Source organism: Kineococcus sp. NPDC059986 (assembly GCF_040702905.1).
Lineage (GTDB): Bacteria > Actinomycetota > Actinomycetes > Actinomycetales > Kineococcaceae > Kineococcus.
Genome location: NZ_JBFBND010000014.1, coordinates 55352 through 69275 on the forward strand (window position 1 = coordinate 55352; position 13924 = coordinate 69275).

Genomic DNA, 13924 nt, shown 5'->3' on the forward strand with positions numbered 1-13924 from the left:
ATCGACTGCGGGAGCGGACGTTGCCGAAACGTCACCAGGTTTCTAGACGACGGTGAACAACTTGCTGGGCCATCCGGAGGAACCGTCCGGGATGGGTTTCGCGACGTCCTGCGTCTGCAGCGCACCCGTGCCGTCCGTGGCCCGGGCCCGCAGGGTGTGGTTGCCGGCTGCCAGGCCGTCGATGCCGACGGTCCACTGCACCCAGGTGTTCTTCCCGACGGACGGCAGGAGTTCCGCCGTGCGCCAGGGCCCGGAGTCGACCGAGACCTCGACCTTCGAGATCCCGCGGGTCTGCGCCCACGCCACTCCGGCCACGGGAACCGTCGCCCCCGAACGAACCTGACCGAAGGAGGCCGGGACGTCGATGCGCACGGCCGTCTTGATGGGCGCCTTCTGCGCCCACCCCCGGTCGGTCCAGTAGGCGGTCGCCCGGTCGAACCGGGTGACCTCGATCTCCGTGATCCACTTGCACGCGGAGACGTAGCCGTAGAGCCCCGGGACGAGCATCCGGGCGGGGAACCCGTGCACGTCCGTGAGGGGTTCGGAGTTCATGCCGACGGCGATCATCGAGTCGCGGCCGTCGGTCGCGTCCGCGACCGGCGTCGAGATCGTGAAACCGTCGGACGACTTCGACAGCAGCATGTCCGCGTCGGACTGCAACCCCGCACGGTCGAGCAGGGTGGTGAGCGGGACCCCGAGCCAGCGGGCGTTCCCGACCAGGTTCCCCCCGACCTCGTTCGAGACGCACGTCATGGTCGTCCAGCGTTCGACGAGGTCCTCGGCGAGGAGGTCCTGGTAGGTGACGGTGACCTCGCGGTCGACCATCCCGTGGATCCGCAACGACCACGTCGAGACGTCCACCTGCGGCACGGACAGGGCCGTGTCCACCCGGTAGAAGTCCTTCGCGCTCGTCACGTACGGGGTGATCCCCTCCACCGTGTCGATCCCCGGCGGGAGCGCCGGAGCCGGCGAGGAGGGCTTCGGCAGGACGATCCGGGACCGGGCCTGCGCCACGGACCGCGACGCGGTGACCGCGGCCCCCGCCCCGGCCCCGCCGGCCGCCACGACGGCGACGCCGCCCAGGACGACCGACCGGCGCGAGAGCGGCCCGGAGGCCGCCGCGGTGCGCGGTCGGTGCGAGGCCCGCGTGCAGAGCACGAGGGCGGCCGCGCCGAAGAGCGTGCCGACGGTGGACGGCAACCAGCTGAGCGCCGTCGCGTCGGGCCGGTTGAGCGTGGCCCCCACGGCGGCGGCCCCCAGCACGGCCACGCCCACCAGGGCGAGGCGCAGGTGACGACGCGCCAGCAACCCCAGGACGAGGAAGAAGACGACGAGCGTGCCGTACAGGCTGCCCAGCAGGACGGCCTTGTCGGACTGACCGAACTGGCGGATGGCCCACTCCTTGAGCCACTCCGGCGTCCGGGCGATGAACTCCTGACCGACCCCGAGGACGGGGTCGGAGGAGCGGACGAGGAACGAGGCGAGCAGGGAGCCGATCCCCAAGGTGAGACCCCCGGACAGCAGACCTGCCAGGGCTCCCCACGGCCATCGGGCGGCTCCGGGCCGTTCCTTCGTCGTTCGTCGGTGCACGTCGCCACCTCCTCTCCCCCCCTCTTCGGAGCTGGGACCGGTCGTGGATGCGTGGCCCAGGTCACAGTTCGGGCGCGGTCACCCTGAGGTGGTCTCCGGTGGCGGGTCCCCGCGGTCCGCGGTCAGATGCAGGAGTCACCCGACGACCACCGCACGAGCCACCGCTCTACCGAGGAGAAACCGTGATCAAGTCGCTGCACGAGGCCGGGATCAAGTCCGAGTGGGCCTACACGGCCGGTTTCGCCAGCATCGGGCTGTCGTTCCTGGCGTGGACCATCTCGCGCAAGGCCGAGGACGCCGGTGTGGACCGCGCCGACCGCTGGGGCATCTTCGTGGGCCACTGGGCGCCCACCTTCTTCGGCGTGGGCAACGCGCTGCGCAGCTACGAGAAGTAGGACGGGCACCGGTCTGCAGACCTCCGGACGGTTCCGCGCCCGGTTCCGCCGCCGCCTCTCGGGAGACCCGAGCGGGGCGCCGGACTGGGTGCGGTCCATCGCCACCGTCGGGACCGGCCCCGGCTGGTTCGAACCCGACGGCGTCGTCTGGCGGGTGCACGGCGACCTGTCGACGCTCGTCGGCGGTGTGGCGGCCCTCCTGGGCCAGGGGACGCACCCCTCGGCCCTCGCCGGCGTGCAACGCCACTCGACGTACCGGACCGACCCCTGGGGTCGGCTGGCCGGGACCGCCCGCTGGCTCGTCGTCACGACGTTCGGGTCGGCGGAACTGGCCGAGCAGGAAGCGGCCCGCGTCCGCGGGATGCACCGGCGGGTGCGGGGCACGAGCGAGGACGGTCGGCCCTACTCCGCCTCCGACCCCGCTCTCCTGCGCTGGGTCCACCTGGCCTTCACCGACGCCTTCCTCGCCGCCCAGGACGCCTGCGGTCGTGACCTGTCCGCGCGCTTCGGGCCGCGCTGGGGCGACGTCTACGTGGCGGACTGGGCCCGCAGCGCCCGCGCCCTGGGCGCGGGCGACCTGCCCACCTCACGCGCGGAACTGGCCGACGCGCTGCACGAGCACCGCCCGGGTCTGGTGCCCGTCCCGGACGACCTGCGGACGTTCATCACCGGGCCCACCGGGCTCGGCCGCACCGAACGCCTGGTCTACGGGCGGGTGGCCCGCGCCGGAGCCCTCGTGCTCTCCCCCTCCCTGGCGGACCTCGCCGGCGTCCCCGGGCGTGGACGCGCCGCCGCCTCCCCCGTCCACCGCGTCGAACTCCGGGCCGCACGCTGGTCCTTGCGCGGTCTGCACCTCGCGCTGGGGCCGCACAGCCCGTCGGAGCAGGCCGCCCGCTTCCGCCTCGGGTGGGAACCCCGGCCCGACTGGCTCACCTGAACGCTCAGCCCGCGACGGCCCGGTAGGTCGCCACGAGGTCGCGCCCCACCGTGGTCCAGTCCCGGCCCGCGACGGACGCGCGGGCGCGGTCGGCGAGGTCGCACCGGGTGCCGGCGTCCTGCCGCAGCCGGTCCACGAGGCGCCCCAGGTGCGCACCGTCCCCCGGGACGAAGAACTCGCCGTTCACCCCGGGGTCCACGATGTCGAGCAAGCCGCCCGCCGCCGGGGCGACGACGGGCACCCCGCTGGCGAGCGCCTCCTGGGCGGTCTGGCAGAACGTCTCGTGCCGACCGGTGTGGACGAAGACGTCGAGCGAGGCGAAGACCCGGGCGACCTCGGTCCCGTGGACCATCCCGAGGAACTCCGCCCGCGGCAGCACCCGCTGCAGGTGGGCGCGCTGGGGGCCGTCACCGGCGACCAGGAGCCGGACCCCCGGGACGGCGTGCACCTCCCGCAGCAGGTCGAGTTCCTTCTCGCGGGCCAGGCGTCCCACGTAGCCGACGAGCAGTTCCCCGCGCGGCGCCAGCCGCCGCCGGAACTCGACGTCGCGGTGCCGCGGGTGGAACCGCTCCAGGTCGACCCCGCGGGGCCAGCGGGCGACGTCGGGGAACCCGTGGGCCACGAGTTCGGCGCAGGCGTGCCGGCTCGGGGCCAGGGTGCGGGCGGCCATCTCGTGGACCCGCCGGAGCCAGCTCCACACGGCCCGGGAGGCGCCCCGCCACCCGTAGCGCGCGGCGTACCCGGGCAGGTCGGTCTGGTAGACGGCCACCGCGGGCAGTCCCGCACGCTGGGCGACGGTGGCGGCCTGGGCGCCGAGGACCGCGGGAGCGGCGAGGTGCACGACGTCGGGCCGGAACGCGTGCAGCGCGGCCGCGAGCCGGCGGGTGGGGTAGGCCAGGCGCTGTTCGGCGTACCCGATGAGCGGGGCGGACGGGACGCGGACGACGGGGACGGACCCGTGGCGGTCCGGGCCCGGGCCGGGGGCGACGACGAGGGCCTCGTGGCCGTCGGCGCGCAGGTGCTCGACGACCTTGAGCACGGAGCCGGTCACACCGTTGACCTGGGGCAGGAAGGACTCGGTGACGATCGCTACTCGCACGTCCCCAGGGTGGGTCGGCACCGCGCGCTGTCCGGCCACGTGCGGGGGGAGGTCGGCTGAACGGCGCGCGAACTCTTCCGCCCGGGGTTTCCGGTGTTCTCCTGAGATCGTTCCCAGAGACCGCCTACAGTGGGCCCCGTGGATGCGAGGGTGCACGAGCTGCTGCCGACGACGCTGGTGGACGACCTGACCGGGGAGGTCACGCGACGGGCCGGGGAACGGGTCGGCGCGATCTTCGCGCGGGCGCTGCGCGAGACGGTGGACCGCACGCCGACCGTGCGCCCGGACGGTTCGGTGTTCGTGGTGACGGGTGACATCCCGGCCATGTGGCTGCGCGACTCGACGGCCCAGTGGCAGACCTACCTGCTCCTGCTGGACCGGGCGCCGGCCCTCACCGACGTCATCGCGGGGGTCCTGCGGACGCAGTTCGCCTCGATCCGGCACGACGCCTACGCCAACGCCTTCAACGACGGCCCCACGGGCCGCTGCCACGAACCCGGCGACAACAGCGACGACCCGTGGCTGTGGGAGCGCAAGTACGAGGTCGACTCCCTGGCGTTCCCCGTCCTGCTCGCGCACCGGCTGCGGCGGGCCGCGGGGCGCGACGACCTGCTCGGCCCCGACGCGCACCCGGCCATGCGCCGGATCGTCGACCTGTGGCGGCTGGAGCAGGACCACGAGGAGCGCTCGCCGTACCGGTTCGTGCGACCCACCGACGAGCGCAGCGAGACGCTGGACCGCGACGGCCTCGGGACCCCGGTGGCCCGCACGGGCATGACGTGGTCCGGTTTCCGCCCCAGCGACGACGCGTGCGAGTTCGGCTACAACGTGCCCGCGAACCTCTTCGCGGCCCGCGCCCTGGACCACGTCGCGACGTTCGCCCGTGAGGTGTTCGAGGACGCCGGCCTCGCCCGGGACGCGCAGGACCTCGCCGCGGAGCTGCGGACCGCGGTGGCGCGGCACGGCGTCGTGGACCACCCCGAGCACGGCCGGGTCTGGGCCTACGAGGTGGACGGCCTCGGCGGCACGCTCCTGGCCGACGACGCCAACATGCCGAGCCTGCTCTCGCTCCCCCTGCTGGGCGCGTGCGCCGCGGACGACCCGCTGTACGTCGCGACCCGGGGGCTCGTCCTGTCGGACACCAACCCGTGGTTCCACCGCGGGAGCGCCGCGACGGGGATCGGCAGCCCCCACACCCCCGACCGCTACGTGTGGCCCATCGGCCTGTGCGTGCAGGCCCTGACGAACGGTTCACCGGAGGAGGCGGTCCGCGTCCTGCGCCTCGTCGCCGACTGCGACGACGACACGGGGCACGTCCACGAGGGGTTCCACGTCGACGACCCCTCGCGGTGGACGCGGGAGTGGTTCTCCTGGGCGGACTCGACGTTCTGCGAGCTGGCGCTGTCCCTGCTGGGGCATCGCGTCACCGACCTCGACTGAGCCCCGCCGCCGCGCTCGTCGTCGCGCTCGCCGTCGCCGTGGTGGCCGCGTCGATGACGTGCGTCAGCCCGTCCCGCAGGCGTTCGAGCTCGGCGACGTCCATCCCGAGCCGTGCCAGCACCTGCCCGGGGACGAGGAGCGCGCGCTCGCGCAGGGCGCGGCCCCGCGCCGTCAGCGTGACGGCGAGGGTGCGCTGGTCCTCCGGCAGCCGGCGCCGCTCCAGCAGCCCCTGCGCCTCCAGCCGCTTGAGCAGCGGCGAGAGCGTCGGGGGGTCCAGCTGCAGGGCCTCGGACAGGTCCTTGACCGACAGCGGTTCCCGGCCCCAGAGCGCCAGCATCACGAGGTACTGCGGGTGGGTCAGGCCGAGGGGTTCCAGGACGGGCCGGTACACCGACAGCACGGTGCGGGCGGCCACGACGAGGGCGAAGCAGACCTGCCGTTCGAGCGCCAGCGGGTCCTCGGTCGTCACGGCTGCAGGCTACCCGTTCGTGCGCGAACCATCGGCGCGGGAGCGTGGGAGCATCGGCACGTGAGGCGCAAGTTCAGCGTGCGGGACATCGCCGTGCAGGCGGCCTTGTCGGAGGCCACGGTGGACCGGGTCCTGCACGAGCGGCCCGGCGTGCGGGCGGCCACGGTGGAGCAGGTGCGCCGTGCGGTGGCCGACCTGGAGCGCCAGCAGTCGCAGGTGCGGCTCACCGGGCGCACCGCGATGGTCGACGTCGTCATGGCCTCCCCGCGCCGCTTCGCCGACGCCGTGCGCACGGCGCTCGAGGCCGAACTCCCCGCCCTGCACCCGGCGACCGTCCGGGCCCGCTTCCACACCACGCCGGGGGCGTCCGCGGACCGGGTGGCCGCCGAGCTGGACCGGGTGCTGCGCACCGGGTCCCAGGGCGTCCTCCTGCAGTCCCCCGACCTGCCCGTCGTGCGCGCCGCCGTGGAACGCCTCGCGGCCGCCCAGGTCCCCGTCGTCACGCTGGCCAGCGACCTGCCCGGCAGCCGCCGGCGCGGCTACGTGGGGGCCGACAACCGCGGGGCCGGGGCCACGGCGGCCTTCCTCCTGACGCAGTGGGTGCCCGACCCGGCCGAACCGGTCCTCGTCGTGCGCGGTCTGCAACCGCAGGACGGCGACCGGGAGCGGTGGGCCGGGTTCGAGGCGGCGCTGGCCCAGCTCGAGGGGTCGGTCCGCCCCGTGCTGACGGTCGTCGACGACGACCAGGACCCGGCGGTGCTCGAGGAGGCCGTGGTGGCCGTCCTCACCGACCGTCCCGGGGTCCGCGCGGTGTACTCGATGTGCGCGGGGGCCGGCGGGAACGGCGCCGTCGTCCGCGCCTTCGACCGCGTCCGATCCCGGCCCGCCGCGTTCGTCGCGCACGACCTCGACGGCGAGAACGCCGCCCTGCTGCGCTGCGGGGACCTGACGACCGTGCTCCACCACGACCTGCGCAGCGACTGCCGGCAGGCGTGCCGGATGCTCCTGCAGGCCCCCTACACCCGCACGGAACTGGCCGGCAGCGCCTCCCCGATCCAGATCGTCACACCGTTCAACGTCCCTCCGGACGCCTGATCTCCTCCTCGGGTTCGTTCTCCCGCAGCAGGAGGGACAGCCCCGCGTACGGCTTGAGCCAGACGCCGAAGCTCTTGAGGTCGTCGACCCAACCGATCTCGCCGCCGTTGGACAGGTCGACGACGGGGACGCGCGGGGTGAAGTGCTCCGAGCGCACCGACCCCTCGACCGTCTCGGAACCGAAGTTCAGCACCGTCACCTGCAGCGCCGTCCGGCCGCCGTGGTCGGCCGGGTCCAGCTCGTGGACCATGACGAGCATGCTGGGGTGGGCCACCGGCGGGATGTCGATCTGCCGCGAGGTCGCGATGCGGTTGACGCGGCGGACCTCCAGGACCTGGGCCAGCTTGCTGGCGAAGGAGTTCTCGTCCTGCAGCTGCTCCGGGATCGCCCCGTAGAGCGAACGCCCGACGGGGATGCCCGAGGCCGACATCGTCGCCTCCGGCGCGACCCCCATGAGGTCGTGCCCGGCGCGTTCGATCCAGCGGGTGTCCCCCGACGTCAGCAGGGGTTTCACGCTCTCCACCGGCAGCGGCAGCATGCCGAGCAGGTCCCACCCGGAGAGGGCGAAGACGCCGGGCTGCCAGGCGTTGAACATCGCCATGAGGAGGTGCGCGCGCTTGATCTGCTCGACGTCCTCCTCGGTGAGCGCGTCGAGGTCGCGGTGCCCGCGGCTGGCCGCGATGACGCTCGCGCTCGTGCAGGCGATCCCGTTCGTCGTGAACACGAGGTTGTAGGGGCCGTTGTCCCCCGTGAGCCGCTCGACGAGGTCGGCGCGGATGGTCTCGGCGAGCGTGCCCCCGGTGATCGTGCTGCCGCGGAACTCGTACTCGTCCTCGCTGTGCCGCGTCGCCCAGTGGACGAGTTCGTAGGTGAGCTCGTCGTGGTTCTGCAGCGCGTGCACGAGGGAGGCCGGGTCGACCCCGAGTTCCAGGGCCTGGCGCAGGCACAACCGCAGGAACTCGGTGTCCCCCGTGGCGACGGCGTGCTGGCACCCGGGCCGGGTGATGAAGTCGTAGGACAGGTCCGCGCCGACCTCGGAGGTGTCGCGGATGTCCTCGATGGTGAGGTTCAGCTCCTGGAAGGTGAAACCCCCCACCTTGCGGACCATGCCGGCGATGAGGTGGTTCGCGGCCTCGGACAGGGGGTGCCCCTCGGACCACGCGGGGCCCTCGACGCTCTTCTCCACCCCGAGGAAACCGTTGGCGTCCAGGCGCAGTGCGCTCGTCCCGAGGTCCCCCAGGGAGTGCAGGGCGTCGCCGATGACGAGCTTCATGCCGGCGAAGGAGGGGTCGAGCCAGTTCACCGACGGCTGCCCCTGCTTGAAGTAGTGCAGGTACACCCAGCGGCGCGTGACACCGTCGACGCCCACGACCTCGCGGGTCGCCGACCAGTTCGTCTCCTTGATGCCCGGCGCGTAGAAGATGACGCGCTGGAGCTGGCCGATGATGAACCCGAGTTCGGACAGCGCGCCCTCCGACGCGGCGTCGAGGTTCGCGGCGTCGTGCCCCGGCGGGACGTCGGGCAGCAGGTCCCAGTGCTCGGCCGGGATCTCGACCATGTGGTAGATCCCGGGGTAGTCCTCGTAGGCCATCTCGGCCAGGCGGAAGTCCGCACCCTTGCCCGTGTGCCCGGGGACGATGTCGTCGATGACGCTGCCGTCGTGGTCGGCCGCGACCTCGCACAGGTGCCGGAACTCGCCCTCGGTCCCGAACATCGGGTCGATCTCGGTGGAGATGCGGTCGAAGTGCCCGTCGACGCTGGGGGTCTGGCGCCAGCCGTCGAGACCGCCGGCCGACTTCACGGGGCCGGTGTGCACCGCGTCGATCCCGATGCGCTGGAACGCCTGCCAGAGGTCGGGGTCGCCGAGAGAGCCGAGGAACGAGCGGCCGGGGCGGGTGATGAGGGAGATCGGGTACGCCGTGAACCAGACCGCGGCCGTGTCGACGGCGCGACGCGGGTCGGGTTTGGCGTACGGGTTCTGCCACATGCTCGCCTTGCCGGAGAACTGCCGGCTGATCTTCTCGGCGTCGGCGAGCATCGACTGCACGAGCAGCCAGCGCACGTACTCGGGGTTGGAGCCGTCGGCGGGCCCCTCCCCCGCGTCCGGCCGGGGCGGCGCGTCCGTGCCGCGCAGGCGGGCCTGCGGGCGGGGCCGGCGCAGCGACCGCGGTCGCGCGGGGTAGCGCTGCTCGTCGTAGGTGATCTCGCTCGGCTCGTGCTCGACCAGCTCGTGCTCGAGCGGCTCGGCCTCGGCGATCTCGGTGTCGTCGTCCACGGACCTCACCCCACCACAGACGGGCCCGCTTCTCGACCGGAGGTCCCCCGCGTCTTGACGATAACGGTTCTCACTCGTGTTACGGTGCGGTCGTTCACAGCTCCCGACCAGGTTGGACGTCCACCGTGCGCCGCAGTCCCCTGCTGTCCCTGACCGCCCTCCCCCTCTCCCTGACGTTGCTGAGCGCCTGCGGCGCAGGCCCGTCGGAGACCCCGGCCGCTCCCCCGAGCTCCTCGGCCGCCCCGGCCCCCACCGAGGTCGGCGCCGCGAAGGCCCGCGTCGCCGTCAGCTACGACGGCGGGGTGCAGGTGCTCGACGCCTCGACCTTCGAGGTGCTGGCCGACCTGCCCTACGACGGTTTCACCCGGCTCAACCCGGCCGGGGACGGCCGGCACGTCGTGGTGTCCGCCACGGGCGGCTTCCACGTCGTCGACGCGGGCGCGTGGAGCGAGCCGCACGGAGACCACGCGCACTTCTACACGGCCGCACCGCACGACACCGGTGTCGTGTACCCGGCCGAGAAGCCGGGCCACGTCGTCCGGCACGCCGGGAGGACGACGTTGTTCGACGACGGCACGGGCGACGTCGTCTCCTTCGACTCCGAGCACGTCGGCCACGACGCCGTCGCCGAGGGCGAGGCCCGGACGTACACCACCCCGGCCGCCCACCACGGCGTCGCCGTCGAACGCAGCGACGGTTCGCTCGTCGTCACCGAGGGCACCGAGGAGGCCCGGACCGGCATCCGCGTCCTGGACGCCCAGGACCGCGAGGTCGCCGCGAACGACCAGTGCCCGAACACCCACGGCGAAACCGTCGCGGCGCAGGAGACCGTCGTCATCGGCTGCAGCGACGGCGTCCTCGTCGTGCAGGGCACGCAGATCACCAAGGTGCAGAGCCCCGACGCCCACGGCCGCATCGGCAACCAGTGGGGCACCGAGGAGTCCCCGGTCGTCCTGGGCGACTACAAGACGGACCCGGACGCCGAGGTCGACCTGACGACGCGCGTCTCCCTCATCGACACCGCGAACGCCACGCTGCGCCTCGTCGACCTGCCCGGCGGGACCTCCTACTGGTACCGCTCGCTGGGCCGCGGCGAGAACGGCGAGGGGGTCGTGCTCGGCACCGACGGGCAGCTGCACCTCGTCGACACCGCGGCGGGCACCGTCACCCGGTCCACGCCCGTCGTCGCGCCGTGGGAGGTCCAGGAGGACTGGCAGGCCCCCCAGCCGCAGGTGTTCACGCTGGACGGCACGGCCTACGTCACCGAACCCGCGACGCAGGAGATCCACGCCGTCGACATCGAGACCGGTGAGGTCTACGCCAGCGGCAGGCTGCAGGTCACCCCGAACGAGCTGACGGCCGTCCCCGGCGAGGTCACCGAGTGAGGTCCGCGCCGCTGGTCGGCGGCGCGCTCGCCCTCGTCCTCCTCGCGGGCTGCGGATCCTCGGACCCGCAGCCCGGCGGGGAGGACGGGGTGAGCGTGGTGACCACGTCCCACCCCCTGCAGTTCACGGCCGCCGCCGTGGCCGGGGACCGGGCGGCGGTGAGCAGCGTCCTGGCTGCCGGGGACGACAGCCACGGCACCGAGGTCTCGACCCGGCAGGTGGCCGAGATGGTCGACGCCGACGTCGTCGTGCACCTGAGCGGACTCCAACCCGCCGTCGACGACGCCCTCGGCGCGAGGCCGCCGCGGCACCTCGTCGACGCCGCGCGGTACGCCGACGACGACCGGGACCCGCACTTCTGGCTCGACCCGCTCCGGATGGCCGCGCTCGGACACGACGTGGCCGACGGCCTCGCCGAGGTCGACCCCGACGGGGCCCCGCAGTACCGCGCGGGCGCGGACCGGTTCGCGAACGAGATGGAACGCCTCGACGCCGACTACGCCGCCGCCCTCGGCGGGTGCCGGGACGCCGCGCTCGTCACCTCGCACGAGGCGTTCGGGTACCTCGCGCGGCGGTACGGGTTGCGGCAGATCGGGATCGCGGGCGTCGACCCGGAGGTGGAACCCTCCCCCGCCCGCGTCCGGGACGTCCTGGAGGTCGCGCGCGAGAACTCCGTGACGACCGTCTTCTTCGAGGAGACGGCGAACCCCGCGGTGGCCGGCAAGCTCGCCCGCGACCTCGGCGTGCGGACCGCCGTCCTGCACCCCGTCGAACGCGTCGAGGAGGGCGAGGACTACCTCTCGCTGATGCGCGAGAACCTCGAGGCGTTGCGGACCGGACTGAACTGCTCGGACTGAACTGCTCGGACTGAACTGCTCGGACTGAACTGCTCGAGTTGGAGCGCCGGGTCCAGACTGAGGTCGTGACCGACACCCTCGCCGTGGACGGGACGTACCGGGACCCGCTGTGGGGCGTCACGGTGGTCCTCACCCCGGTGGAACGGGAGCTGCTGCGGTGCTGGTGGGTGCGGCGGTTGCAGTTCGTCGTGCACGCCGGCGCGGCGGCCGCCGTGACCACCCAGTCGTACTCCCGCCTCGAGCACTCCCTCGGCGTCCTCGCCCTCACCGCGCACGTCGCCCCCGACGACCACGCGGCGAGGGCGTGGGCGCTGCTGCACGACATCGGGCACCTGCCGCTGAGCCACACCGCGGAAGGACTGTCGGGACTCGACCACCACGAGCTCGGACGGCGTCGGCGGGCGGAACTGCGGCCCGTCCTCGGACGGCACGGGACCGTTCCCGTCGAACGCCGCCGCCCCGGGCTCATGACGCTCGACCACCTGGACTCCTACGCCCGCAGCGCCCGGGTCCGCGGCCGCGCGGTCGATCCGGCCGAACTCCTCGCGGGATGTTCCTGGATCGACGGTGCGGTGACGTGCGACGCGGCGACCGCGGACGTGCTGTCCGGTCTCGTCGTCGACGAGGCGTGGTCGCAGTCCTCCCCCGCGAACGTCGTCGCCACCGGACTCGTGCGGAACTGGGCCGCGGCCGTCGTCGACGGACCGGGAGTTCCCGGGATGACGGACGACGAGTTCTGGGCCCTGCTCCTGTCGCACCCCGCGACGCGGGAGCCGGTGGCGGAGTTCCGCCGCGACCCGGGGGCGTGGACCGTCGTCGACGCACCGGCGCCGGGAGCCGTCCTGCACCGGACGACGCGCCTCTACCTCGACCCGCCCGAGGTCGACGGGAGGCCCTGGCCCCTCGGCGGCGAACTCCCGCCCGTCCCGGCCGACCGGTGGATCGTCCGGCGGGGACGTCTCACGGGGTGAGGGTCCCGGCGATGCCGAGGAGTTCCCGCGCCGGTCCCGGCGCCATCCGGGCCGCTCCCGTCCACACCGCGCGCAGCGCCCGGCTGAGGTCGAGACCCTCCACGTCGACGGTGCGCAGGCGTCCCGCGTCGACGTCGTCGGCCACGGCGAGCCGGCTGAGGACCGCCACCCCCGTGCCCGCCCGGACCGTCTCACGGACGCTCGTCGCCGTCGTCAGCTCGACGGCCGGCGGCACGGGGGCGAGTCCCTGCACCGCGAGCGCCCGTTCGAGGACGTCCCTCGTGCCGGAGCCGGTCTCGCGCGAGACCAGCGGGGTCGCCGCGAGCTCGGCGGCCGTCACGGGACGACGACGGCGCGTCCAGGGGTGGCCGGGGGCGACCACGACGACGAGGTGGTCGCGCTGCACCTCCCGGCTGCGCACCCCGCGCGGGACGTCGGGACCCTCGACGAACCCGAGGTCCGCCTGTCCCTGCGCGACGGCGGCGAGCACGCGCACCGAGTTGGTGGCCAGGAGTTCCACGGGCTGCGGCGGGGCCCCCGCCACCTGCGTGCGGTGCCGCAGCGCGAGCAGCCAGCGGGGCAGGAGGTGCTCCGCGACCGTCATGCTCGAGGCCACCCGCAGGGGCGCCGTCCGGTCGCCGCGCAGCGTCCCGATGCCCTCGGCGACCTCCTCGGCGACCTCGAGCAACCGGGTGGCCCACCCCGTCAGCAGCGTCCCCGCCTCCGTGGGGCGCGACCCCTGCCGGCCGCGGTGCAGCAGGGTGACGCCCACCTGGGACTCCACGGCCTGCAACCGGTCCGAGGCCGCCTGCTGGGTCATGCCGACCCGCCGCGCGCCCGCACCGATGGACCCCGTCTCCACCACCGCGACGAGCAGGCGCAGCGCGGTGAGGTCGGGCACGCGGTCGAGGGGCACGTCGGGCAGGGTAGGCAGGTGAGCCCCGCCCCTGCCGACCCGACCCTGCTGACCCGGCTCGTGACGCGCGCCGTCGACGCGGTCGCCCGGGCCGACGCCGACGGATTCGCCGCGGCGTCCACCGACCTCGCGGGCTTCGACGCCGAACAGGCCCGCGTCGTCCTGGGCTGGGTCCTGCGGCAAGCGCTCGAGGAGCGACACCCCGACGGCCTCGACGCCGACGACGTGCGCGACGTCGTGGCCGGCACCGCCCGCGGCGCCGCCTGGTGGGGCGGTGTGGACCCGCGGATCCTCGTCGTCGTGCTCGTCGCCGCGCTCGGGGAGCACCCCGACCCCGAGGAGCTGCCCCGCCTCGGTCACGCGCTCGTGCTGCAGCACTCGCTGCTGCTCGTGCACGACCTCGCCACGGGTCCGGGGCGTCCGCTCGGCCGGGCCCTCGCCGCGGCGCTGGCGGAGGTCCGCCGCGCCGAGACGATGGAGATGCCCTGACGGAGC

The 13924-nt window shown here is 74.0% G+C and carries 13 protein-coding genes; 8 read left to right on the forward strand and 5 right to left on the reverse strand.

What is annotated here, in order from left to right; translation table 11 throughout:
* Positions 1 to 42: 42 nt before the first annotated feature.
* Positions 43 to 1590, reverse strand: coding sequence for a molybdopterin-dependent oxidoreductase (locus AB0637_RS12555; RefSeq protein ID WP_366172586.1), 1548 nt, complete (start codon positions 1588 to 1590; stop codon positions 43 to 45).
* A 182-nt stretch (positions 1591 to 1772) separates the two neighbouring features.
* On the opposite strand from AB0637_RS12555, the gene AB0637_RS12560 reads away from it, so the two are divergent.
* A complete protein-coding gene (locus AB0637_RS12560; protein WP_366172588.1) occupies positions 1773 to 1985 on the forward strand; it encodes a hypothetical protein in 213 nt (70 codons plus the stop codon).
* Between the two features lie 88 nt (positions 1986 to 2073).
* Positions 2074 to 2922, forward strand: a complete 849-nt coding sequence (locus tag AB0637_RS12565) for an oxygenase MpaB family protein (protein WP_366172590.1) — start codon at positions 2074 to 2076, stop codon at positions 2920 to 2922.
* 4 nt (positions 2923 to 2926) lie between these two features.
* On the opposite strand, the gene AB0637_RS12570 is transcribed toward AB0637_RS12565, so the two are convergent.
* Positions 2927 to 4021: a glycosyltransferase family 1 protein gene (locus AB0637_RS12570; RefSeq protein ID WP_366172592.1), complete on the reverse strand. Its 1095-nt coding sequence runs from the start codon at positions 4019 to 4021 to the stop codon at positions 2927 to 2929.
* Between the two features lie 138 nt (positions 4022 to 4159).
* Here AB0637_RS12570 and AB0637_RS12575 point away from each other — a divergent pair, with 138 nt between their 5' ends.
* Positions 4160 to 5461, forward strand: a complete 1302-nt coding sequence (locus AB0637_RS12575) for a glycoside hydrolase family 125 protein (protein ID WP_366172594.1) — start codon at positions 4160 to 4162, stop codon at positions 5459 to 5461.
* Here AB0637_RS12575 and AB0637_RS12580 read toward each other — a convergent pair.
* Positions 5445 to 5930, reverse strand: coding sequence for a MarR family transcriptional regulator (locus tag AB0637_RS12580; RefSeq protein WP_366172596.1), 486 nt, complete (start codon positions 5928 to 5930; stop codon positions 5445 to 5447). The genes AB0637_RS12575 and AB0637_RS12580 overlap by 17 nt on opposite strands.
* Before the next feature lie 60 nt (positions 5931 to 5990).
* Here AB0637_RS12580 and AB0637_RS12585 point away from each other — a divergent pair, with 60 nt between their 5' ends.
* Positions 5991 to 7025 carry a LacI family DNA-binding transcriptional regulator gene (locus AB0637_RS12585; RefSeq protein ID WP_366172598.1) on the forward strand — a complete coding sequence of 345 codons (1035 nt, stop codon included), beginning with the start codon at positions 5991 to 5993 and terminating at the stop codon, positions 7023 to 7025.
* On the opposite strand, the gene treS is transcribed toward AB0637_RS12585, so the two are convergent.
* Positions 7003 to 9282 (reverse strand): maltose alpha-D-glucosyltransferase, encoded by a 2280-nt coding sequence (treS, locus tag AB0637_RS12590; RefSeq protein WP_366172701.1) that lies wholly within the window; start codon positions 9280 to 9282, stop codon positions 7003 to 7005. The genes AB0637_RS12585 and treS overlap by 23 nt on opposite strands.
* A 143-nt stretch (positions 9283 to 9425) precedes the next feature.
* On the opposite strand from treS, the gene aztD reads away from it, so the two are divergent.
* The 3 genes from aztD (at position 9426) to AB0637_RS12605 (ending at position 12513) form a co-directional block, all read left to right on the forward strand.
* Positions 9426 to 10685, forward strand: a complete 1260-nt coding sequence (aztD, locus tag AB0637_RS12595; protein WP_366172600.1) for a zinc metallochaperone AztD — start codon at positions 9426 to 9428, stop codon at positions 10683 to 10685.
* Positions 10682 to 11542: a zinc ABC transporter substrate-binding protein gene (locus tag AB0637_RS12600; protein ID WP_366172602.1), complete on the forward strand. Its 861-nt coding sequence runs from the start codon at positions 10682 to 10684 to the stop codon at positions 11540 to 11542. Before aztD ends, AB0637_RS12600 begins: the two co-directional genes overlap by 4 nt.
* 65 nt (positions 11543 to 11607) lie before the next feature.
* Positions 11608 to 12513, forward strand: a complete 906-nt coding sequence (locus tag AB0637_RS12605; protein WP_366172604.1) for an HD domain-containing protein — start codon at positions 11608 to 11610, stop codon at positions 12511 to 12513.
* On the opposite strand, the gene AB0637_RS12610 is transcribed toward AB0637_RS12605, so the two are convergent.
* Complete coding sequence (locus tag AB0637_RS12610; RefSeq protein ID WP_366172606.1) at positions 12503 to 13429, reverse strand: LysR family transcriptional regulator; 927 nt, start codon at positions 13427 to 13429, stop codon at positions 12503 to 12505. The genes AB0637_RS12605 and AB0637_RS12610 overlap by 11 nt on opposite strands.
* An 18-nt stretch (positions 13430 to 13447) precedes the next feature.
* Between AB0637_RS12610 and AB0637_RS12615 the strand changes: the two genes are divergently transcribed.
* Positions 13448 to 13918 (forward strand): hypothetical protein, encoded by a 471-nt coding sequence (locus AB0637_RS12615; RefSeq protein ID WP_366172608.1) that lies wholly within the window; start codon positions 13448 to 13450, stop codon positions 13916 to 13918.
* The last annotated feature ends 6 nt before the right edge of the window (positions 13919 to 13924 follow it).